This is a genomic window from Pseudoalteromonas sp. H103 (assembly GCF_001469205.1).
GTDB lineage: Bacteria > Pseudomonadota > Gammaproteobacteria > Enterobacterales > Alteromonadaceae > Pseudoalteromonas > Pseudoalteromonas carrageenovora.
In genome coordinates, this window is sequence record NZ_LOFG01000019.1 from 153,294 (window position 1) to 176,091 (window position 22,798).

The 22,798-nt window shown below is 38.8% G+C and carries 20 protein-coding genes; 5 read left to right on the top strand and 15 right to left on the bottom strand.

Annotated features, from left to right (window positions below; all coding sequences use genetic code 11):
* The first annotated feature begins 90 nt into the window (after positions 1 to 90).
* Positions 91 to 1,161 carry a DUF3083 family protein gene (locus ATS74_RS17405; protein ID WP_058550128.1) on the top strand — a complete coding sequence of 357 codons (1,071 nt, stop codon included), beginning with the start codon at positions 91 to 93 and terminating at the stop codon, positions 1,159 to 1,161.
* A 62-nt stretch (positions 1,162 to 1,223) separates the two neighbouring features.
* On the opposite strand, the gene sucD is transcribed toward ATS74_RS17405, so the two are convergent.
* The 8 genes from sucD to sdhC form a co-directional block, all read right to left on the bottom strand.
* Positions 1,224 to 2,096 carry a succinate--CoA ligase subunit alpha gene (gene sucD / locus ATS74_RS17410; protein WP_008127375.1) on the bottom strand — a complete coding sequence of 291 codons (873 nt, stop codon included), beginning with the start codon at positions 2,094 to 2,096 and terminating at the stop codon, positions 1,224 to 1,226.
* Positions 2,096 to 3,262 (bottom strand): ADP-forming succinate--CoA ligase subunit beta, encoded by a 1,167-nt coding sequence (gene sucC / locus ATS74_RS17415; RefSeq protein ID WP_006794719.1) that lies wholly within the window; start codon positions 3,260 to 3,262, stop codon positions 2,096 to 2,098. The genes sucD and sucC overlap by 1 nt, the downstream gene beginning before the upstream one ends.
* 176 nt (positions 3,263 to 3,438) lie before the next feature.
* A complete protein-coding gene (gene odhB / locus ATS74_RS17420; protein ID WP_058550129.1) occupies positions 3,439 to 4,953 on the bottom strand; it encodes a 2-oxoglutarate dehydrogenase complex dihydrolipoyllysine-residue succinyltransferase in 1,515 nt (504 codons plus the stop codon).
* A gap of 3 nt (positions 4,954 to 4,956) precedes the next feature.
* Positions 4,957 to 7,776 carry a 2-oxoglutarate dehydrogenase E1 component gene (gene sucA, locus ATS74_RS17425; RefSeq protein WP_058550130.1) on the bottom strand — a complete coding sequence of 940 codons (2,820 nt, stop codon included), beginning with the start codon at positions 7,774 to 7,776 and terminating at the stop codon, positions 4,957 to 4,959.
* A 91-nt stretch (positions 7,777 to 7,867) separates the two neighbouring features.
* Positions 7,868 to 8,584, bottom strand: coding sequence for a succinate dehydrogenase iron-sulfur subunit (locus ATS74_RS17430; protein ID WP_058550131.1), 717 nt, complete (start codon positions 8,582 to 8,584; stop codon positions 7,868 to 7,870).
* 10 nt (positions 8,585 to 8,594) lie between these two features.
* Positions 8,595 to 10,367, bottom strand: coding sequence for a succinate dehydrogenase flavoprotein subunit (sdhA, locus tag ATS74_RS17435; protein ID WP_058550132.1), 1,773 nt, complete (start codon positions 10,365 to 10,367; stop codon positions 8,595 to 8,597).
* Positions 10,368 to 10,715, bottom strand: coding sequence for a succinate dehydrogenase, hydrophobic membrane anchor protein (sdhD, locus tag ATS74_RS17440; RefSeq protein WP_058550133.1), 348 nt, complete (start codon positions 10,713 to 10,715; stop codon positions 10,368 to 10,370).
* On the bottom strand, positions 10,706 to 11,083 hold the full coding sequence (gene sdhC / locus ATS74_RS17445) for a succinate dehydrogenase, cytochrome b556 subunit (protein WP_084554498.1): 378 nt from the start codon (positions 11,081 to 11,083) through the stop codon (positions 10,706 to 10,708). Before sdhC ends, sdhD begins: the two co-directional genes overlap by 10 nt.
* A 417-nt stretch (positions 11,084 to 11,500) precedes the next feature.
* On the opposite strand from sdhC, the gene ATS74_RS17450 reads away from it, so the two are divergent.
* From ATS74_RS17450 to ATS74_RS17460, 3 genes are all read left to right on the top strand, one after another.
* On the top strand, positions 11,501 to 12,787 hold the full coding sequence (locus ATS74_RS17450; protein WP_058550135.1) for a citrate synthase: 1,287 nt from the start codon (positions 11,501 to 11,503) through the stop codon (positions 12,785 to 12,787).
* A 113-nt stretch (positions 12,788 to 12,900) separates the two neighbouring features.
* On the top strand, positions 12,901 to 14,127 hold the full coding sequence (locus ATS74_RS17455) for a SufS family cysteine desulfurase (RefSeq protein ID WP_058550136.1): 1,227 nt from the start codon (positions 12,901 to 12,903) through the stop codon (positions 14,125 to 14,127).
* A 33-nt stretch (positions 14,128 to 14,160) separates the two neighbouring features.
* Positions 14,161 to 14,577 (top strand): SufE family protein, encoded by a 417-nt coding sequence (locus ATS74_RS17460; RefSeq protein ID WP_058550137.1) that lies wholly within the window; start codon positions 14,161 to 14,163, stop codon positions 14,575 to 14,577.
* Between the two features lie 214 nt (positions 14,578 to 14,791).
* On the opposite strand, the gene tcdA is transcribed toward ATS74_RS17460, so the two are convergent.
* The 7 genes from tcdA to ATS74_RS17495 are packed head-to-tail and all read right to left on the bottom strand — an operon-like array spanning position 14,792 to position 22,253.
* Positions 14,792 to 15,589 carry a tRNA cyclic N6-threonylcarbamoyladenosine(37) synthase TcdA gene (gene tcdA, locus ATS74_RS17465; protein ID WP_058550138.1) on the bottom strand — a complete coding sequence of 266 codons (798 nt, stop codon included), beginning with the start codon at positions 15,587 to 15,589 and terminating at the stop codon, positions 14,792 to 14,794.
* Positions 15,590 to 16,270 carry a TIGR01621 family pseudouridine synthase gene (locus ATS74_RS17470; protein ID WP_058550139.1) on the bottom strand — a complete coding sequence of 227 codons (681 nt, stop codon included), beginning with the start codon at positions 16,268 to 16,270 and terminating at the stop codon, positions 15,590 to 15,592. It lies immediately after the preceding gene.
* Positions 16,267 to 17,028 carry a 3-deoxy-manno-octulosonate cytidylyltransferase gene (kdsB, locus tag ATS74_RS17475; RefSeq protein ID WP_058550140.1) on the bottom strand — a complete coding sequence of 254 codons (762 nt, stop codon included), beginning with the start codon at positions 17,026 to 17,028 and terminating at the stop codon, positions 16,267 to 16,269. The genes ATS74_RS17470 and kdsB overlap by 4 nt, the downstream gene beginning before the upstream one ends.
* A complete protein-coding gene (locus ATS74_RS17480) occupies positions 17,016 to 17,213 on the bottom strand; it encodes a Trm112 family protein (RefSeq protein WP_058550141.1) in 198 nt (65 codons plus the stop codon). Before ATS74_RS17480 ends, kdsB begins: the two co-directional genes overlap by 13 nt.
* Positions 17,203 to 18,183, bottom strand: coding sequence for a tetraacyldisaccharide 4'-kinase (gene lpxK, locus ATS74_RS17485; protein WP_058550142.1), 981 nt, complete (start codon positions 18,181 to 18,183; stop codon positions 17,203 to 17,205). Before lpxK ends, ATS74_RS17480 begins: the two co-directional genes overlap by 11 nt.
* Positions 18,180 to 19,925, bottom strand: coding sequence for a lipid A export permease/ATP-binding protein MsbA (gene msbA / locus ATS74_RS17490; RefSeq protein WP_058550143.1), 1,746 nt, complete (start codon positions 19,923 to 19,925; stop codon positions 18,180 to 18,182). The genes lpxK and msbA overlap by 4 nt, the downstream gene beginning before the upstream one ends.
* Before the next feature lie 60 nt (positions 19,926 to 19,985).
* Positions 19,986 to 22,253, bottom strand: a complete 2,268-nt coding sequence (locus ATS74_RS17495; RefSeq protein WP_058550144.1) for a DNA internalization-related competence protein ComEC/Rec2 — start codon at positions 22,251 to 22,253, stop codon at positions 19,986 to 19,988.
* Between ATS74_RS17495 and ATS74_RS17500 the strand changes: the two genes are divergently transcribed.
* Positions 22,233 to 22,742 carry a DUF2062 domain-containing protein gene (locus tag ATS74_RS17500; RefSeq protein ID WP_058550145.1) on the top strand — a complete coding sequence of 170 codons (510 nt, stop codon included), beginning with the start codon at positions 22,233 to 22,235 and terminating at the stop codon, positions 22,740 to 22,742. The genes ATS74_RS17495 and ATS74_RS17500 overlap by 21 nt on opposite strands.
* The last annotated feature ends 56 nt before the right edge of the window (positions 22,743 to 22,798 follow it).

A 22,798-nucleotide genomic window follows, 5' to 3' on the forward strand; every position in this document is an offset into this window, starting at 1 on the left:
TTGTTTATAGATAAAATTTGTTTTAGCGCAATATTTAAGTCATCAAATGATTTTATAGTACGCGCAACCCCGAATAAAAAGGACTCTAAGATGGCAAACTCTACACAACACCGTGTTTATATCCCTACAAATGCTCGTGCAAATCATTATTTATTAGCAGAGCTAACACCCAATGAAGATTTCTATAAAAGCTTTAGCAATATTGATTGCTGTTATGAGCGCATAGCACGCCAGCTTTTTGCTTGTTGTGATGAATATGAATTACACAATGTGCATTTATTAGCTAACGATAAACTTCCTGTTGCACGCTTTCATGATGAGTCTTATCAATTAGAAACACAAAAGCAAATGCTGTTTTTTTATAACCCACGCTATCACGAAGCGCATAAGGTCTATTACGCTAAAGGCGTGAAAAGTAAAAAAATACGATTATTATTTTTAGCAACCGGCGATGATTTAAGAGCAAACTCAGCTCATTTTCATAATAAGGTGCTTAAAGTTCTAAATCATTTGCAAGGACATTTATTTTTAAACCAACCTCAATTTAAATTACGCGATCACCAACATTTAACATACGACTTATTTGCTAAAGAAAAAGGTAATAAAGAAAGTTACGGATACAAATTAAGAAGTCTTTACCCTCGCTACCAGTCTAGGCATTGTAATATTCCAGATACTCACGCTGAAATGACCTACGTAACATTTTCTATTCCCGTTTCACGCGCTATTAAAACCCAGTTTCAAGCGTTAATAAATAATAATGACTATGCTAAATTTTATGATTATTTTGAAGATTCATTTAAGAAAGCGTGTATTACAAATAAATTGAGTCACGGCGCTATGGTGGCCAATGGTGCACTGCCCATAGTTCGTAATAGCAAAATAGATAAAAATGAGAGCAATTGTGAAATACAAAAACTAAGCTTTAATACACAAGACAATCAATTGGATTTAAAAAGCTTTTACCAAAGCGATAAGTTAGTCGAAACACTACATTTTGTTATTGTTGCAACAGATAAAGATAAACATGAGATAGGCTATGGGCGTTTTATGAATCAAGTAGAAAAAACAATACATACAATGTCCTCTGAGCTATCTATAAATAAAGAGCGACAAGATTTATCTGTGCGGTTTTTTCAGCATATTAGTTACCCTTACTAATTATTAGTCAATAACAAAAAGGCTCGCAAATGCGAGCCTTTTTAAAGATTAAACTAACTGAATTACCAGCCTGTTTTTTCTTTAAGTGCTTTACCAATATCAGCAAGTGAACGTACAGTTTGTACGCCAGCAGCTTCTAGTGCAGCAAATTTTTCATCAGCAGTACCTTTACCGCCTGCGATGATTGCGCCAGCGTGCCCCATGCGCTTACCTTCTGGTGCAGTAACACCAGCAATGTAAGATACAACAGGTTTAGTTACGTTAGCTTTGATGTATTCTGCAGCTTCTTCTTCTGCAGTACCACCAATTTCACCAATCATTACGATTGCTTCAGTTTGTGGATCTTTTTCGAACATTTCTAGAACGTCGATAAAGTTAGTACCTGGGATTGGATCACCACCAATACCAACACACGTAGACTGACCAAAACCAGCATCTGTAGTTTGCTTAACAGCTTCGTACGTTAAAGTACCAGAGCGAGAAACAATACCTACTTTACCAGGCTTGTGGATGTGACCAGGCATGATACCAATCTTAGTCTCACCAGGAGTGATAACACCTGGACAGTTAGGACCGATCATACGAGTACCTGTTTGATCTAGTTTAACTTTAACGTCAACCATATCAAGTGTAGGGATACCTTCAGTGATACAAACAATTAGCTCGATGCCAGCATCGATAGCTTCTAAGATTGCATCTTTACAGAAAGGTGCTGGTACGTAAATAACTGAAGCAGTTGCGCCAGTTTCTTGTACTGCATCACGTACTGTGTTGAATACAGGAAGACCAAGGTGCGTTTGACCGCCTTTACCTGGGCTAACACCACCAACCATTTGTGTACCGTACTCAAGCGCTTGCTCTGAGTGGAAAGTACCTTGGCCACCAGTGAAACCCTGACAGATAACTTTTGTATCTTTATTGATTAATACAGACATTATTTGCCCTCCGCAGCAGCAACAACTTTTTCAGCAGCGTCTGTTAATGATTCAGCAGCGATGATGTCTAAGTCAGAGCTCTTAAGAACTTCACGACCTAATTCAGCATTAGTACCTTCTAAACGTACAACTACAGGTACATTTACGCCAACTTCTTTAACTGCGCCAATGATACCTTCAGCAATCATGTCACAACGTACGATACCGCCAAAGATGTTAACTAAAACAGCTTTAACATTGTCGTCAGAAAGGATGATTTTGAAAGCTTCAGAAACACGTTCTTTAGTCGCGCCGCCACCAACATCTAGGAAGTTAGCTGGCTTGCCGCCGTGTAGGTTTACGATGTCCATAGTACCCATCGCTAGGCCTGCACCGTTAACCATACAGCCTACGTTACCATCTAATGCTACGTAGTTAAGCTCAAAGCTTGCTGCATGTGCTTCACGTGCATCTTCTTGAGATGGATCGTGGAACTCACGGATTTTTGGTTGACGGTAAAGTGCATTACCATCGATACCGATTTTGCCGTCAAGACAGTGAAGGTTACCTTCGTCTGTGATTACTAACGGGTTGATTTCAAGAAGTGCGAAATCGAAATCGTTAAACATTTTACCAAGACCCATGAAGATCTTAACGAACTGTTTCATTTGTGTTGGGTTAAGACCCAATTTGAAACCAAGTTCACGTGCTTGGTAAGCTTGAGGACCAACTAATGGATCGATCTCAGCTTTGTGGATAAGTTCTGGTGTTTCTTCAGCAACAGTCTCAATTTCAACACCGCCTTCAGTAGACGCCATGAAAACAACTTTGCGAGAAGCACGGTCAACTACTGCACCTAGGTACAGTTCGTTTGCGATATCTGTACAGCTTTCAACTAAAATTTTAGCTACTGGCTGACCATTTTCGTCTGTTTGGTAAGTAACTAGGTTTTTACCTAACCAGTTAGCTGCAAACGCTTTTACTTCGTCGATAGTTTTAACTAGCTTTACACCGCCAGCTTTACCACGTCCACCTGCGTGAACCTGAGTTTTAACAACCCACATATCACCGCCGATTTTCTCAGCAGCTGCAGCAGCTTCTTCAGGTGTATCGCAAGCGAAACCTTGAGAAACTGGTAAACCATATTCGGCAAAAAGTTGTTTTGCCTGATACTCATGCAAATTCATGATGCTTTATCCAATTTTTTATACTAAAAGAGCTGAATATTTATTCAATAAACAACTATCCCAAATTGCGCACCTAGTATAGATCCCAAGGCTTAACATGAAAACCCCAGTAAGACCAAAGGCGCAAAAAAAAAGCTGTGAATTGTGGTTCACAGCTTACATTTCATACTACTTGATTAAACATCCAGTAATAAGCGAGTTGGATCTTCAAGTAACTCTTTAATAGTTACTAAGAAACCAACAGATTCTTTACCATCTATTTGGCGATGATCGTAAGAAAGTGCCAAATACATCATAGGAAGAATTTCAACTTTACCATTTACTGCCATTGGACGGTCTTGGATTTTGTGCATTCCCAAAATTGAAGACTGTGGCAAGTTAATGATAGGCGTAGACAGTAACGAACCGAATACACCACCGTTTGTAATAGTGAAGTTACCACCCGTCATATCGTCAAGCGTTAGCTTACCGTCACGACCTTTAAGTGCTAGTTCACGAATACCTTTTTCAATTTCAGCAACTGATAGCTTATCGCAATCTTTAAGTACTGGTGTTACTAAACCACGAGGCGTAGAAACAGCAATGCTGATGTCAAAGTAGTTATGGTAGACGATATCGTCGCCATCAATTGATGCATTTACATCAGGGAAACGTTTAAGTGCTTCAGTTACTGCTTTCACGTAGAAAGACATGAAGCCTAAGCGAATACCGTGACGCTTTTCGAATACTTCTTGGTACTGCTTACGAAGATCCATAATTGGCTTCATATTAACTTCGTTAAACGTAGTTAACATTGCAGTAGAGTTTTTAGCTTCAAGAAGACGATTAGCAATCGTTTTACGTAAACGTGTCATAGGTACACGTTTTTGAGTACGATCGCCCATTGGTGCAGCTGGAGCCGCAGCTTCAGCTTTCTTAGCTGATGGTGCAGGTGCTTTTAAGAAAGTATCAACATCTTCTTTCGTTACACGACCATTTTTGCCAGTACCTTTGATTTTAGAAGCATCTAGGCCTTTTTCAGCAATTAAACGACGAACTGATGGAGTTAATACATCAGAGCTGTCACCAGAGTCAGCAGCAGGAGCCGCTTCTTCTTTAGCAGCAGGAGCAGCCGGTGCGCCGCCCGCTTTAACAGAACCGATTACTTGCTCACCAAGAACAGTATCGCCTTCAGCGTTGATGATCTCGCCCATAATGCCGTCTTCTTGAGCTACTACTTCAAGAACAACTTTATCAGTTTCAATATCTACTAAGTTTTGGTCGCGTGTAACTGCGTCACCTGGTTGTACATGCCATGTAGCAACTGTTGCGTCTGCAACTGATTCTGGAAGTACAGGTACTTTAATATCCACTTCTTTACCTTCTGATGCTGGTGCTGATTGCGCCGCTGGCGCGTCTTCTGATTTAGCTGGTGCAGATTCTTTGTCAGAGTCATCACTTGTTGGTGCTGCATCAGCATCACCAAGTAAACCGATAACTTGATCGCCAAGTACCGTTGCACCTTCTTCTTGTGAAATTTCAGTGATCACACCGTCATTTGGTGCAACTACTTCTAAAACCACTTTATCTGTTTCAATGTCTACTAAGTTTTGGTCACGGCTTACTTTGTCGCCAACACTTACATGCCATGTAGCAACGGTAGCATCTGCAACCGACTCAGGAAGAACAGGAACTTTAATTTCTGTGCTCATTGCTTATCCTTTATTTTCTATAGTAAGCGCGTCTGCAACGAGCGCTTGTTGTTCTTTAGTATGTACTGACATGTAACCACACGCTGGTGATGCTGAGGCTTTACGCCCTGCATATTTTAATTTAGCACCTTGTGGGATTGCATCAATAAAGTGATGTTGCGAACAATACCAAGCACCTTGGTTTTGCGGCTCTTCTTGACACCAAACAAAATCAGTTACGTGTTGGTAACGCTCCATAATCGTTTGCATTTCGTCATGTGGGAACGGGTATAACTGTTCAACACGAACAATAGCAACATTGTCTTGCTCAAGCTTACGGCGTTCTTGTAAGAGCTCGTAATAAACTTTACCACTACAAAATACAACGCGTTCTACTTTTTCAGAGTTAATATCATCGATTTCGTCGATCATATTATGAAAAACACCCTGCGAAAGCTCTTCAAGCGATGAAGTCGCAAGAGGATGACGAAGCAATGACTTAGGTGTCATAACAATCAGTGGACGGCGAAGCGGTCTAACTGATTGACGACGTAACATCGCGTAAACTTGTGCTGGTGTAGAAGGAACACATACTTGCATATTATGATCCGCACATAGTTGTAAAAAGCGTTCAAGACGCGCAGAGCTATGCTCTGGGCCTTGGCCTTCGTAGCCATGTGGTAACAAAATTGTAAGACCACATAAACGGCCCCACTTTTGCTCACCAGAACTTAAGAATTGGTCAAATACAACCTGTGCACCGTTTGCGAAATCACCAAATTGTGCTTCCCAAAGTACTAATGAAGTAGGCTCTGCTGTGGCATAACCGTATTCAAAAGCAACCACTGCTTCTTCAGAAAGTACTGAGTCAAATACTTGGAAAGTACCTTGATCTTCACTCAAATGTTGAAGAGGTGTGTAAGTTGCGCCATCAGATTGACTGTGTACAACAGCATGACGGTGGAAGAACGTACCACGACCTGAATCCTGCCCTGTTAAACGAATATCAGTGCCTTCAGTTGCAATTGTTGCATAAGCAAGTGTTTCTGCCATACCCCAATCAAGTGGTTTCTCACCGTTTGCCATTAATTTACGATCATCGTAAATCTTTTTAACGCGAGATTGAGCTTTATATTGCTCTGGGTAAGAAGCTATTTTCTCACCCAGTGCTTTAAGCTCTTCTACTGGTACGCTCGCGTCATAATCAACATTCCATTCATGGCCTACATATTTAGCCCAATCAGAAGAATGTGATGTCTCTGGCTGAATTTCTTCAACTACACAGTTACCATCATCTAAACCATTACGGTAATCATCAGCAAGTGCTTTAATTTCACTTTCTGTGAATGAGCCTTCAGACATAAGCTGATCAGCATAGATTAAACGAGGCACTGGGTGTTTTTTGATTTTTTGATACATAAGAGGCTGTGTAGCATTTGGCTCATCAGCTTCGTTATGACCATGGCGACGGTAACAAACTAGATCGATTACTACGTCACGTTTAAACTGATTTCTGAAATCAAGTGCAATTTGTGTAACAAATGCAACTGCTTCAGGGTCATCAGAGTTCACGTGAAAAATAGGAGACTGAACCATTTTTGCAATGTCAGTACAGTAGTCTGTAGAGCGTACGTCATCTTGTTTTGATGTTGTAAAACCAACTTGGTTATTTACAACTATACGTATACTACCACCACAGCTAAATGCGTTTGTTTGAGACAGGTTAAATGTTTCTTGTACAACACCTTGACCCGTTACCGCAGAATCACCATGAATTGTGATTGGTAGTGCTTTAATACCTGAACTATCGCCTAAGCGGTCAAGACGTGCACGTACCGAGCCCATAACAACTGGGTTAACAATCTCAAGGTGAGATGGGTTAAATGCAAGCGCCATATGAACGTTGCCACCTTTGGTCGCAAAATCTGACGAGTAACCCATGTGGTATTTAACATCACCAGAGCTTAATGTATCTTTGTGTTTACCGGCAAATTCATCAAATAACTCTGATGGATTTTTACCAAGTACATTAACAAGTACATTTAGACGACCACGGTGAGCCATACCTATAACAGCTTCTTGCTGGCCGCTTTCACCTGCTCGGTGAATAAGCTCTTTGAGCATAGGAACTAACGCATCACCACCTTCCAGTGAAAAGCGCTTAGCACCCGGGAACTTAGCCCCTAAATATTTTTCAAGACCGTCAGCTGCTGTTAGTCCTTTAAGGATACGTAGCTTTTCATCTTTTTCGAATTTAGGCCTAGACTGAACAGATTCTAAACGCTGTTGTAACCAACGCTTTTCTTCTGTCGATGTGATGTGCATATACTCAGCACCAATAGAACCACAATATGTAGTTTTAAGCGCTTGGTATAGTTCACCTAAAGGCATAGTATCGCGGCCTACGGCAAACGAACCTACGTTAAACTCGCGGTCAAAATCACTTGAAGATAAGTCGTGGTATTCTAGCTCTAAATCTCGTACACGCTCTCGCTGCCAAATACCTAATGGATCTAGGTTTGCATTTTGGTGACCACGAAAACGGAAAGCATTAATAAGTTGAAGTACTTTAACCTGTTTAAGGTCAGAGCTACTTCCCTCTGCTACCACCACTTCTCTATGCTTGTTTTTAGCAAGCTGTGCAAATTGTGAGCGAACTTCTGAATGTTTTACTTCAACATCCACACCATCTACTTTAGGTAATTGTTCGAACACTTCTCGCCATTCTTCTGGCACAGAAGTCGCATCGTCTAAATACGCTTCATAAAGCTCTTCTACATAAGCAACGTTACCGCCGTTTAAATGTGAAGATTCTAGCCATGCCTTCATCACACCTTCGTGCATTTATAAGCCCTTTTCTTTAGCGCAGAAATTAATAGTTATCATAACAAGATGGCTAATAAAAATTATTAGCCATCTTACGTTTACTAAGTAATCAAACCGCTCGGTTTAATAACATAGATTTGATTTGTCCAATTGCTTTGGTCGGATTAAGACCCTTAGGACAAACGCTAACACAGTTCATGATACTGTGGCAACGGAACACACTGAACGCATCGTCTAAGTCAGCTAAACGTTCTTCAGTTGCCGTATCGCGGCTATCAGCCAAGAAACGGTATGCGTGAAGAAGGCCTGCTGGACCGATGAACTTGTCTGGATTCCACCAGAACGAAGGACACGATGTTGAACAACATGCACATAATATACACTCATAAAGCCCATCTAATTTATCACGTTCTTCAATTGATTGAAGACGTTCGCCTGCAGCAGGCTCGTCATTAATTAGGTATGGTTTAACTTTTTCGTATTGAGTGTAGAACTGACTCATGTCAATAACAAGGTCACGAACCACTGGTAAGCCAGGAAGTGGACGTACTACTATTTTACCTTTACCGCCTTTTTGCAGTGTAGATAAAGGAGTGATACATGCAAGACCATTTTTACCATTCATGTTAACACCGTCAGATCCACACACACCTTCACGGCATGAGCGACGGAAAGATAATGTTGGATCTTGCTCTTTTAAAAGTAAAAGTGCATCCAAAACCATCATGTCCTGACCTTCCTCTGTTTGCAAGGTGTATTCTTGCATACGAGGTGCGTTATCAACATCTGGATTATAACGATAAACTGAAAACTGTACTTGTGCCATCGTCTATCTCCTAGTAAACACGTGCTTTAGGTGGGAAAGCTTCACGCGTTTTAGGCGCATAGTTTACATCACGTTTACTCATTTCATCCGTTACCGGATTAAATACTGAGTGACATAACCAGTTTTCGTCATCACGATCTGGGAAGTCAAAGCGCGAATGTGCACCACGGCTTTCTGTACGGAAGTTTGCAGCTACTGCAGTTGAGTAAGCTGTTTCCATTAAGTTGTCTAGTTCAAGACATTCGATACGTTGCGTGTTGAAGTCTGATGATTTGTCATCAAGACGAGCATGCTTAAGACGTTCACGAATTTCTTTAAGCTCAGTAAGACCTGTAGCCATTGAATCACCTTCACGGAATACCGAGAAGTTAAGCTGCATACATTGCTGTAAGTCTTTTTTGATTTGAACCGGATCTTCACCTTGGCCAGCCGTTGAACTTTCCCAACGGTTGAAACGAGCAAGAGATGCTTCTAAGTCAGACTCAGATGCTGCTTTAGTTATTTCAACATCATTTAAGTATTTACCTAGGAAGTTACCTGCAGCACGACCAAATACCACTAAATCAAGTAGTGAGTTACCACCTAAGCGGTTTGCACCGTGTACCGATACACATGCAATCTCACCAACAGCAAATAAACCTTCAACTACTTTTTCGTTGCCGTTAGCATCGATTTGTAGCGCTTGGCCATTTACGTTAGTAGGTACACCACCCATCATGTAGTGACATGTTGGTATAACTGGAATTGGTTCTTTAGCTGGGTCAACGTGAGCAAATGTTTTAGCAAGATCACATACACCAGGTAGACGCAGATTAAGCGTTTCTTCACCTAAGTGGTCAAGTTTAAGCTTAAGGTGTGGACCCCAAGGACCATCACAACCACGACCTTCACGGATTTCTGTCATCATTGAACGTGCTACAACATCGCGAGACGCTAAGTCTTTTGCGTTAGGAGCATAACGTTCCATGAAGCGTTCGCCATCTTTATTTAAAAGATAACCACCTTCGCCACGACAACCTTCAGTTACTAGCGTACCAGCCCCCGCAATACCCGTTGGGTGGAACTGCCACATTTCCATGTCTTGCATAGAAATACCAGCACGTGTTGCCATACCAACACCATCACCGGTGTTAATGTGAGCATTAGTCGTTGATGCGAATATACGACCTGCACCACCTGTTGCTAATACTACTGCTTTTGATTTGAAAAAAGTGATCTCACCTGTTTCAATCTCGATTGCAGTACAACCTACTACATCACCGTTATCGTTTTTAACTAAATCAAGTGCATACCATTCAGAGAATACATTTGTTTTATTTTTAACGTTTTGTTGATAAAGAAGGTGTAATAATGCGTGACCAGTACGGTCAGCTGCTGCTGCAGTACGAGCGGCTTGCTCGCCACCAAAGTTTTTCGATTGACCACCGAAAGGACGTTGGTAAACACGGCCATTTTCAAAACGAGAAAATGGTAAGCCCATGTTCTCTAATTCTGTAATAGCTTCTGGGCCAGTTTGACACATATATTCAATAGCGTCTTGGTCACCGATAAAATCGGAGCCCTTAACGGTATCGTACATATGCCATTCCCAGTTGTCTTCGTGTGAATTACCAAGCGCAACTGTAATACCGCCTTGGGCAGATACAGTATGTGAACGCGTTGGAAATACTTTAGAGATTAATGCACACGTTTTGCCAGATTCTGTAATTGCTAAAGCAGCGCGCATACCTGCACCACCGGCACCAATTACTACGGCGTCAAATTCACGAACAGAATATTTCACTTAAACACCCCATAAAACGATTAGACCAATAGCTACGTAAGCAAGTGACATAAGGTTTAAAACAAACCCTAATGCAGCACGAAGCTTTGCGCACTTAACATAGTCTGTAAGAACTTGCCAAAGGCCAATGTGGGTATGAACCATAATGCAAATAAGGGTAATTAACGTAAACCCTTTCATTGCTAGGTTAGAGAATAGGCCTGTCCAGGCTTCGAATGTGACTTCTGGCGTCGCTAAAAAATAGCCAATAATAAAAATCGCGTACGCAGTTATTATTAGTGCCGTGGTACGTAAAGATACGAAATCTTGTACACCATCACGTTTAAGAGTTGCTTGATTTAAGACCATATCCACACCCCTGCCAATACGGCAAATACAACGCCAAGTGCCATTGCAATTTTAGCGCTAAGGTTACCTGATTCAAGTTCTTCCCAATGACCCATATCCATAATGATGTGACGGATACCACCAATTAAGTGATAACCCAATACAGAAAGGGTGCCCCAAGCTATGAATTTGGCAATGAATCCGCTAAACAGACCCTTGACGAATTCAAAACCTTCAGCTGAAGAAAGAGACTCAGACCAAGCCCAAATGACAAACGTTAAAGCAAAAAATAATGCAACACCGGTGACGCGGTGAAAAATTGAAGCTTTAGCCGTTGCCGGCATAGATATAGTTGTTAGATCTAGATTTACAGGTCTTTGCTTTTTCACAGTTACTTGCCCATCTTTGCTCACAGTGGAGCTCATCTACTTGTTTTTCTAAAAACCCACCAAATATTACTGGTGGAACTATCAAAATAAACGCATCAAAACAGTTAAAGTTCACAAAGCTGTAAAAAATTAGCTGTAAAAATTTGTTTACCCAAAGTCAATACGGTTTAAAACCACCGTTAGTATATATACCCACAGGGCTTTTTACAATTCTTGTTTATTTATAGATGTTTGCGAATTAGCCAATAGTATTATATTTAATTAATACCGAATATTTATTATACATATATGCATAATGTTTATAAAAATTGACTTTAACCCCCTCTTTCACGTTAAAATGCGAAGATGTGCTTAAAACAGATTTCAGAACTTTAAAATCTAAAAATCAGAATAGATATCTTAATAGGAGATACATAGATGGCAGATAAAAAAGCCACAGTCCAGATTGATGGGCTAGATCCAATCGAACTTCCAATTTATCAAGGCACTGCTGGCCAAGATGTAATCGACGTACGTACACTCGGTTCACATGGTCACTTTACTTATGACCCAGGTTTCATGTCGACTGGCTCTTGTGAATCTGCAATCACCTACATCGATGGTGGTAAAGGTGTACTACTACACCGTGGTTACCCAATTGAGCAATTAGCTGAAGATTCAAACTACATTGAGCTTTGTTACTTACTATTAAATGGTGAGTTACCAACGCAAGAGCAATACGACGCTTTTGCTAAGCAAATTACTCGCAGCACAATGCTAGATGAGAAAATTGCTAACTTCTTCCAAGGTTTCCGCTTTGATGCTCACCCAATGGCAATGCTATGTGGTGTAGTTGGCGCACTATCTTCTTTTTATCATGAAGACCTTGATATTACTGACGCTGAACAACGTAAAACAAGCGCAATTAAGTTAGTAGCTAAGTTACCTACTATTGCAGCTATGGCGTATAAAACAAATATCGGCCAACCGTTTGTATACCCACGTAATGATTTAAGCTACGCAGAAAACTTCTTGCATATGATGTTCTCTGTACCTGCAGAAGAATATAAAGTTAACCCAGTAACTGCAAAAGCTATGGATAAAATCTTTATGCTTCATGCAGATCATGAACAAAATGCATCAACGTCTACAGTACGTCTTGCAGGTTCATCAGGTGCTAACCCATACGCATGTATTGCTGCTGGTATTGCTTCACTTTGGGGCCCTGCACACGGCGGCGCTAATGAAGCATGTTTAAACATGTTAGAAGAAATTGGCTCTGTTGATCGTATTGATGAGTACGTAGCAAAAGCTAAAGACAAAGCTGACCCGTTCCGCCTTATGGGCTTTGGTCACCGTGTTTACAAAAACTTTGATCCACGTGCTACAGTAATGCGCCAAACGTGTCATGAAGTTTTAGCTGAGCTTAACATTCAAGATCCACTTCTTGATATTGCAATGAAGCTTGAGCAAATAGCACTTGAAGACCCATACTTTGTTGAGAAAAAACTATACCCTAACGTAGATTTCTACTCAGGTATTATCTTAAAAGCGATTGGCATTCCAACAAGCATGTTCACTGTAATCTTTGCAATGGCACGTACTGTTGGTTGGATCACTCACTGGGATGAGATGTTATCTCAGCCTGGTCACAAGATCAGCCGCCCTCGTCAAATGTACACGGGTTACACTCAACGTGACTTCGTATCTACTGATAAGCGCTAATTAGCGTGCATTAGCATAAAAGGCCGCTTTTGCGGCCTTTTTTATTATCAATACTTGAGTATTATAATAAACCCATTACAATTCCTGCCTTAAAATGACCATGTTGAAGAGCTATGCCTGCTTTAGAATTTAATATTAATAAGATTAGAAATGATTTCCCTACTTTAAAGCAGTCAATAAATGATAATCAGCTTGTTTATTTAGACTCTGCAGCAACCACGCACAAGCCCCAATCAGTCATAGACGTAATAAACGAGTTTTATACCAGTCAAAATGCAAACGTACATCGTGGACGCCATACATTAAGCGAACACGCAACAACTTTATACGAACAAGCTCGTGATAAAACAGCTAAGTATTTCAATGTATTAAGTAAAGAAATCGTTTGGACTAAGGGAGCCACTGAAGCAATAAATTTGGTTAGTAATGGTCTGCGAAACCGTCTTAGTAAAAACGATACTATTATCATCTCTGCCCTTGAACACCACGCCAATATTGTGCCGTGGCAAGTTCTTAGTGAGCAAACAGGGGCTAAATTAATAGCCCTTCCAGTTAATCATGATGGTACATTAAATATTGAGCAATGCTGTGATTTTATTAAACAGTCTAAACCTAGCTTACTAACGATCACACAAGCATCTAACACGCTTGGTAATATCACCAATTTAGAGCCTCTTATTACGGCTGCAAAGAACGTTGATTCACTTGTTTTAATAGACGGTGCCCAAGGTGCAATGCATCTAAAGCCTGATTTGCGTAAATTAAATTGTGATTTTTACGTTTGCTCAAGCCATAAAATGCTTGGCCCTACAGGTTTAGGTGTACTTTATGGGCAGTATGAAGCGCTAAACTCATTAGATGTATATCAAACTGGTGGGGAGATGATAGATAAAGTATACCTTACCCATAGTACTTATCGCCCGGCACCTGCAAAATTTGAGACTGGTACTCCTAATATTTCTGGCGTATTGGGTTTTTCTGCCGCTTTGGATTATTTAAACGCTATACAAAGCTCTGAGTTACACAGGTATGAACAAGAATTATTTAAGTATGCGGCTGAACAACTGGTAACCATTGAAGGTATTACAATTTACAGCAACCTATCTGACAATATTGGTACGCTATCTTTTAATTTTAAAGATGAACATCCTTACGATTTGGCAACATTACTTGACGGTTATGGGGTTGCAGTGAGAGCTGGACACCATTGCACTCAGCCACTTATGGCTCATTTAGGACTTAATGGAACGCTTAGAGCCAGTTTTTGTTTTTATAATACCTATGAAGATGTTGATATATTCATCAATTCGCTTAAAGAATGTATCGCTTTATTAGATTAAACGTCACTTTTATAGAATTAATTAGGATAACTCATGACAAATACGTTTAAAAAAGTCACCGAATCTATAGAAAAAGCCTCTGCCTGGCAGCAAAAGTACCGTGAAATAATGCTATTAGGTAAAACTTTACCCGCATTACCTGATGTATTGAAAACAGAGGATGCATTAGTACCCGGCTGTGAAAGCAAGGTGTGGATGTTCGTTGAGTTTGATTTAAAAGAAAATACGTTAGTTGTTATTGGCGACTCAGATACACGCATTGTAAAAGGCTTATTAGCGATTATTCTAGCGTTATATAATGGACTCATACCTGAGCAAGTAGTGAATATAAATGCGTACGAAGAATTTGATAAATTAGGTCTTATTAGCCACTTAAGTGCATCGCGTGGTAATGGGATAAAAGCCATGGTTGATAAAATTCAAACCATGGCACAACAAAAAATAAGCTAAGTAAATTTATATCAATCCGCAATAACACTTAATCATTTTACCAGGCTAAACGTGTCACTGCCTGCGTTAAAAAACTCTCATTTACGACTGCATAGATGCAGAAGGTAGAGCAATGCAGGAGCGATTGCCGAGAACAACTAAATAGCGAATTTTTTCCCAGATATCAACACGTTTTTTAACCTCAAAATAGCTCACTTAATTAAGCGGATTGGTATTAAGCCTGCAAACGCTGCTTTTTATCTAAGTATTTTCGGATAGCTTTAGCTGCTACAAAAAAACCAAAACTCCCTGTAATCATAGTTACAGAGCCAAAACCATTATTACAATCCATATTCATACTGCCATCTGCACTTTGCTTTGCATGGCAAACACTACCATCGCTTCCAGGATAGACTAGCTGCTCTGTAGAATAAACACAATCAACATTGAATTTGCGTTTTGGGTTGGTACTAAAGTTATATTGCTTACGTAATATGTAACGTACTTTAGCTAATAGTGGGTCTTGCGTAGTTTTTGCTACATCACCAAAAGTAATTTGGCTAGGATCTGTTTGCCCGCCTGCCCCACCCGTTGTAATAATAGGTAGTTTATTACGCTTACAGTGAGCAATTAAAGCGGCTTTTTCTTTAACTGCATCTATACAGTCAATCACATAGTCAAAACCTTGAATGTGCTCTTGAATATTATCAAGAGTAATGAAGTCATCAATTACGTTAATTTCACACTCAGGATTAATCAGTTCGCAGCGAGTTTTCATCGCATCTACTTTAGCTTGACCTACAGTCCCGCTAAGTGCGTGAATTTGTCTGTTTATATTAGTTGCGCAAATATCATCTAAATCGATAAGTGTGATTTTACCGATACCTGTACGCGCTAAAGCTTCAGCGGTCCAACTTCCTACTCCACCTATGCCAATAACGCAAAAGTGGGCCTCTTGTAACCAATCAAATTGCTGGTTACCATATAAACGTTTAATACCGCCAAAACGGATATCAGTTACTTTTTCACTCATTTACCAATCCAATTGCCATGGCGACTGCCAAGCCTTAAAATCTTGATGTTTATTTAATATTTTGTATTCATCCCCTTCGTCGGGGAATAAAGTAAATTGCATACACTCACTTTTCCATTCAAAACTCAATGCAAATGCGTGTAAATAAGTACGCGGAGCAGTTGAACCCGCATAAAGTGTGTCTCCTAATATGGGAGCACTTAAACTTTTTAATGCCACTCTAAGCTGGTGTGTTTTACCTGTATATGGCTTTAAAATATAAGCTCTATAACCAGCTTTATAGCTTAAAGAATAAAAACGTGTAATGGCAGGGTTTACTTTACTAGTAAGAAGTTTAAACATACCACGACGAGATTTAGCCATATCTCCTTTTATCCAACCTTGCTTTTTTTTAGGCTTAGCATCGCTAACAGCAAGATAATATTTATCAACAGCGTGGTTTGTAAACAAAGCTGTAAACTTAGCCGCAGATGTTTTATTTCGCGCTAAAATAATGAGTCCAGATGTGACTTTATCAAGGCGATGAACAGCAAATAACTTTTCGCCCGTTTGCTGCTCAGCGAGTACAACGAGGCCAGGGCCATCTTCAGAATGAAAATTTAGCCCTGCTGGCTTTTCGAATATATAAAAGTCGCTATGTGTAAAAATAATATTCAAGGGTGTGTACAAAAGGTCATTCACGCATTGCTACTTTTTAAATAGGCTATTACTTTTTCTAAATCCTCAGGCGTATCGACGCCTGCATGTGGCGTAACATGAGCTTGCTCTATTTTTATATTAAAACCATGGTATAAAACACGTAACTGCTCAAGTGACTCTAAAACCTCTAAAGGAGAGGTGCTCAATTCAATATATTGCTTAATAAACCCAGCCCTGTAAGCGTAAATACCCACATGGCGCTGAAAAGGGGCTAAATGAAGCTCACTACCTTTTGTCATCATTGCATTTCTATCAAACGGAATGCTCGCTCGTGAAAAGTACAATGCATTTTTATTTATGTCACTGACCACTTTAACCGCATTTGGGTTAAACACTTCATCTTGCTCTTCAATAGCAACACTAAGCGTGGCCATTGGTGCTCTTGAATCATTTAAAAGTGAAGCCACTTGAGATACATTTTCTGGCGCTAGCAATGGTTCATCACCTTGAACATTAACTACAATCGTATCGCTATTAAGTTTTAATGAATCAACAACTTCAGCTAAACGCTCAGTACCCGATTGATGATCTTCACGAGTCATTACAACATCACGCGTAAAACGACTGACTTCATCAAATACTTTTTGATGATCGGTTGCTATAACAACTTTGCTCGCACCCGATAAGCAGGCTTTTTCATATACATGTTGCACCATAGGCTTACCGCATATGTCAGCAAGAGGCTTACCTGGTAAGCGTGTAGATGCATAACGAGCAGGTATTATAACTACGAATTCCACTTTTCAATCTCTTCTAAAGATAACTCACGGGCTTCATTTTCAAGTAATACTGGAATATCGTCTTGTACAGGATAAGCAAGTTTAGCTGCTGTGCTAATTAACTCATTATTATCTTTATCAAAACGTAATTTTCCCTTACATACTGGGCAAGCAATTATTTCAAGTAACTTTGTATCAAAGGCCATTTAGTATTCCTTTTTCTTTTAATAATAAATTTAATTTGTCTATAACAATATCTGTAGGCTTTGCATCGACTGGTAAATAATACCAGTTAGCTTTAGCAAAAGAGCGGCACTTTACCGCATCCTTTTCAGTCATTACTATGCTCTGCTCACCAAATTGCTCAAAATCATCAGCGCTGTAAGCATAATGGTCTCTAAAGTGATGGGTTGATAATAACTTTATACCCAGTGCTTTAAGAGAGTTTTCAAATCGTTGTGGATTACCAATTGCACTGACTGCATGTGCTTGGGTTATTTTAGTTTTAGTTTCACCACCCGAATTAACTGAGCAAAGAGCACTCGTTTGCAATTGATAGCTATTGTTTGCATCACCCCCGTTTTCAATAACAATATCTACGCTATTTAAACGCTTTGTTGTTTCACGTAGCGGCCCCGCTGGCATCAATAAGCCATTACCAAAGCGGCGCTGACTATCAACAATGCAACATTCAATAGTACGCGGCATTTTGTAATGCTGCATTCCATCATCTGAGATGATGACATCGAGCTTATACTTTTCTTCTAATAGGGCAATGTTTTGCTGACGATTTGGTCCTACAGAAATCGGACATTTTAAACGATGATATAAAAGTATGGGCTCATCGCCAGCTTGAAGCGTAGTTATGTTGTCAGTTACTAGTAACGGGTAACTATCAGATTGCCCTCCATAACCTCTGCTTATAATACCAACCGATAAACCTTGCTTAGTTAAATGCTCATACAGCCATAACACAAATGGGGTTTTACCATTCCCACCTACGCTAATATTCCCAACAACAATAATGGGGGTTTTACATGCAAAACCACTTAATAAATTATAACTGTATAAAATTGTGCGAATTGACGAAATGAGCCAAAACAAAGCACTTAATGGTAATAACAAAAACGTGATTAGACCAAATGGTTTAAACCAACTTTGTTCTATTTTACTCACGCCTGATCACCAAACTGCATTTTACATAATGCTGAGTAAGTGCCGTCATTAGCAAGTAAGGTATTATGGTCACCACTTTCTATAACACGACCATTATCAATTACATAAATACGGTCACTGTTTTCAATAGTAGAAAGCCTGTGTGCTATTACAATAGACGTTTTATCTTTCATTAATGTATCAAGCGCATGCTGAATTAATTTTTCAGATTCTGTATCTAGTGCAGATGTAGCTTCATCTAAAATTAAAATTGGCGCATCTTTTAAAATTGCGCGAGCTATAGCTATTCGCTGGCGTTGACCACCAGAAAGCATTACACCGTTTTCACCCACCATTGTATTAAGCTGCTCTGGTAAATCTTTTACAAACTCCCAAACATGGGCTTGTTTAACTACTTGATCTAATTCTTTATCAGATACATTTCGCTGAATACCGTAACAAATGTTATTTGCAATCGTGTCGTTAAACAGCACCACCTGCTGAGATACTAAAGCAAATTGGCGGCGTAAATCTGTTAATTTATAATCTTGTAGAGGAATACCATCAAGTAAAATTTCACTTGGTAGCTGTAAATCATAATAGCGGGGTAACAAGTTTGAAATAGTTGATTTACCAGACCCTGAGCGACCAACTAACGCTATATTTTCACCAGCTTTAATTGTTAAAGATAAATCGTTTAAAACGGCTTCATCTTTAGTTGGGTACTTGAAAGTTACATTCTTAACTTCAATTAAACCTTTAACTTTATCGACTGAAACGGTGCCGGTATCTTTTTCAATGTCTTCATCTAACACTAAAAAAATACTTTGCGCGGCAGAAATACCACGCTGCATATCACTATTAACGTTAGCAAGTTGTTTAAGTGGGCGAAGTAACATCATCATAGATGCAATAAGCGCCATAAAATCACCAGACGTAATAGTATCAATCATTGATGGTAGCGATACGGCCCATAAAATAACGGCCATAGCACTTGCTGCTAAAATTTGAATAATTGATACGCTTAACGCTTTTGTCGCATCCATTTTAATTCGCTGCTGGCGGTTATGGTTATTGATCTTTGAAAAGTGCTTTACTTCTTGGTCTTGCCCGCCAAATCCATGAATCACTTTATGGCCGCTAAGCATTTGCTCAGAACTACGGGTAACCTGCCCCATAGCGGATTGAATATTTTTAGATATGTGGCGAAAGCGTTTAGATACTACAGCAACTATTACCGCTACAAGTGGAATGATGACTAAAAATATTAGTGAAAGCTTCCAACTGGTATAAAACATTACACCCAGTAAAAAGACTACAAAAGCCCCTTCGCGTACAACTATAAGTAACGCTTTAGTAATTGCTTGCTGAACTTGTTCTGTGTCAAAAGTGATTTTTGAAATTAAATCACCGGTTGAGTTTTTATCGTGAAAGGACACAGGTAAATGGAGTATGTGCTCAAATAACTGTTGGCGCAAAGAGCGAACTACTTGTGAACCTACATAGCTTAAACAATACGAGGACATAAAGTTAAAAATACCACGCCCTAATACTAACGCTATTACTACAAAAGGTGCGTACTTTAAAACTTCTGTATTACGTTGATTCAAGCCTTGATCAATAAACGGCTTCATTAATTGAATAAATAAAGCGTCCATTGCTGAATATCCAATCATGCCTATAATTGCGACGATAGCGACAGTCTTGTAATCGCCAACGTAAGAAATCAAACGTTTATATATTTGTGTAGTACTTTGATCCATAACACTCTCTAAATACAGTAACAACCTGTATTGTATCCTCCGATGAGAGAAAACTAAACGTCAATCTTTGATAAACCAATAACTTTCCTGCTCTCTTGCTGTTTCTATAACCAAATCATGTGAATAAAATTTAACAGTTATTTGTCCAAGTTTACCTGTTGTAAATTGTTTGGCGCCAGCCTCTTTATAGCGCGTTACTACAGAAGGCTTTGGAAATTCCCACTGACCTTTGTAAGCACTTGAATGAATAACAAATTGAGGTTTTACCGCATTAATAAATTCACTGCTCGATGATGTATCGCTCCCATGGTGTGGGCTCAACATTACAGTACTTTGCAAGTGGTTTTTTGAAGCAACTAGTAGAGCCTCTCGAGATTTAGATATATCACCCGTAAGTAATACACTGTGGTTATGATTAAATACCCTAACTACACATGAATCATCATTTTCGTTATTAAACTTACTACTGCTAAAAGTTTGTACTGTTAACCCTCGAAAATTTATACTTTTTTCATCACATGCATCACTTATACTTTTAGAGTGAAACTGCATAAGCGTTGTTTTATATCCTGCATCTATAAAATGCTTTAACCCGCCAGCATGGTCATTATCTTCGTGACTCAAAATGGCAGTGTCCACGTTTAATTTATTAGCTTTTATATAAGGTAATAAAATACTCCTTGTACGACTGTATCGATTAAAATAGCTGGGTCCAAAATCATAAACGAGTGCGTGTTTATCTTTTTCAATTAAAACCATTAACCCGTGGCCTACATCAAAAACATGTAATTGCCACAAAGGCTTATTTTTTACAAAATAATTAAACGTAATTGCAGCAATAGGTAATAAAGCCAACCACTTAAAAGGTAATAAATACAATAGCAGCATTGTAGCGTACGAAAATACAACAAAGGTTAAACTCACTTGCCCAGTACTAAGCCATCTAAGTACTTCAGGTATCTGATTAAGTAGATTAAATAAATGATGTACCCCATGGTCAAAAAATTGAATTATTAAGCTTATATCTATAAAACTACTTAAGAGAGTAAACACGATTAATAAGGGTAAAATAACTATTGAAAGCACTGGAATTGCCACTAAATTGATAACCAAACCCGCTATGCTCACTCCATTAAAAAAATATAAAGATAGTGGCAGTAACCCACAAAACAAGCCAAATTGAATGACAATTAAAGCCAGTACTTTACTTTTTAAACGCGTATTTGTTATTGGTAATTTGCTGATAACAATAAAAATAATAGCCACGGCTAAAAAAGAAAAATAGAGTCCAGGATTCAATAAATAAAATGGGTTTATTGCAAGAACAATCACAAGCGCGAATAAAACACTTCGCCATCTAAGAGGCTGTTTGGCGATAAAGTACAGTAATAAATAACACGCTAACATAACTAACGCACGTGTCGCTGACACTAAAAAGTTGCTTAAATAAACATATATAAAAGCGGCTAAAAAGCCTGAAAGACTGTAATAAATAGATAAATTTTTTGATTGATCAAATAACAGGTTTATTTTTATAAACACAAAGCGCGTAAATATATAAGCCAAGCCAAAAATCAAACTTATATGCAATCCAGATATAGCTAATAAATGACTTAGCCCAAGTGATTGCATAAGTTGTTTGTCTTCAAAACTCATTAAAGACTTATCTCCACTAAGAAGAGCATAATAAAGCCACAGCAACTTTGTATGCTTATAGGTGTTTTTTAAAAAATTTTGATAGCTTAAAATTAAGCTTTTATTATTGTTATGTTTTATTTCTAACTTTTTATTAAGAACTTTACCTTTAAATAAAATTCTATTTATAAATGCATAGCGCTCACTATCAAATACATAAAAGTTCTTATTGCTTCTAAAATACTTCAAATTTAGTGAAGCAGAAAACTCATCACCTACGTATAAAACATCTTGTGTATTTACACTCAGCAAAGCTTTTGGAGCTCTAAAACGCGAGAATGTATTTGTCTCTAAAGATAAGATTTTAACTTTTATATATTGAGGTGCTTTAGAAGAAATTATCTCTTCAATTTTAACAGTAGAACTAAGCGCATACTTTTCATCCTGTTTTGGTATTTCAAAGCTATAAAAAGCATAAAAATTGATACCTACACAGCAAATTGCGCAAATAAAGCCTAACAATACGTTTGAAAACGGCTTAAAATAAGCGCTTACAATAACAATGGAAATTGTGAATATTGTGAATTCGAGAGTTTGGTAATAAAATACGGTTGTTACACAACCAATTACAAACCCAAGACATATCCACACAGATGTAAATGGTTGCTTTAAATGGCTAAAAAAACGATCCAAAGATTTTTACCTGATCCAAATACAATTAGGCATCATAAAATGCTAAAAATATTTGGACGCCTATTGCAAGATGCAAATCTTTGGCATTTAAATAGACGCTCCGCACGAGGCGCGTTTGCAGTCGGGTTATTTTTTGCCTTCATCCCTGTCCCTTTTCAAATGGTTTTAGCCGCAGCTGGCGCTATATTATTTAGAGTTAATATGCCTATTTCTGTTGCTTTAGTGTGGCTAACCAACCCTTTGACTATGCCGCCTATTTTTTATGGTTCGTATTTAGTGGGTACTTTAATTCTAAACCAACCTGAGCAACACTTCGTATTTGAAGCGAGTTGGGAGTGGTTTTTACAAAGTATTGAAACTATTGGCCCGGCATTCTTATTAGGCTCTTTAGTATGTGCTTCCATAGCTTCTATCATCGCGTATTTTGGTATTGATATAATTTGGCGCCGCTCTGTTAAAAAGGCATGGCTCGCTCGTAAAAATAATTAATATTTATTATAGACGAAAAAAAACCAACTTTATTAAGTTGGTTTTTTTGTAACTAA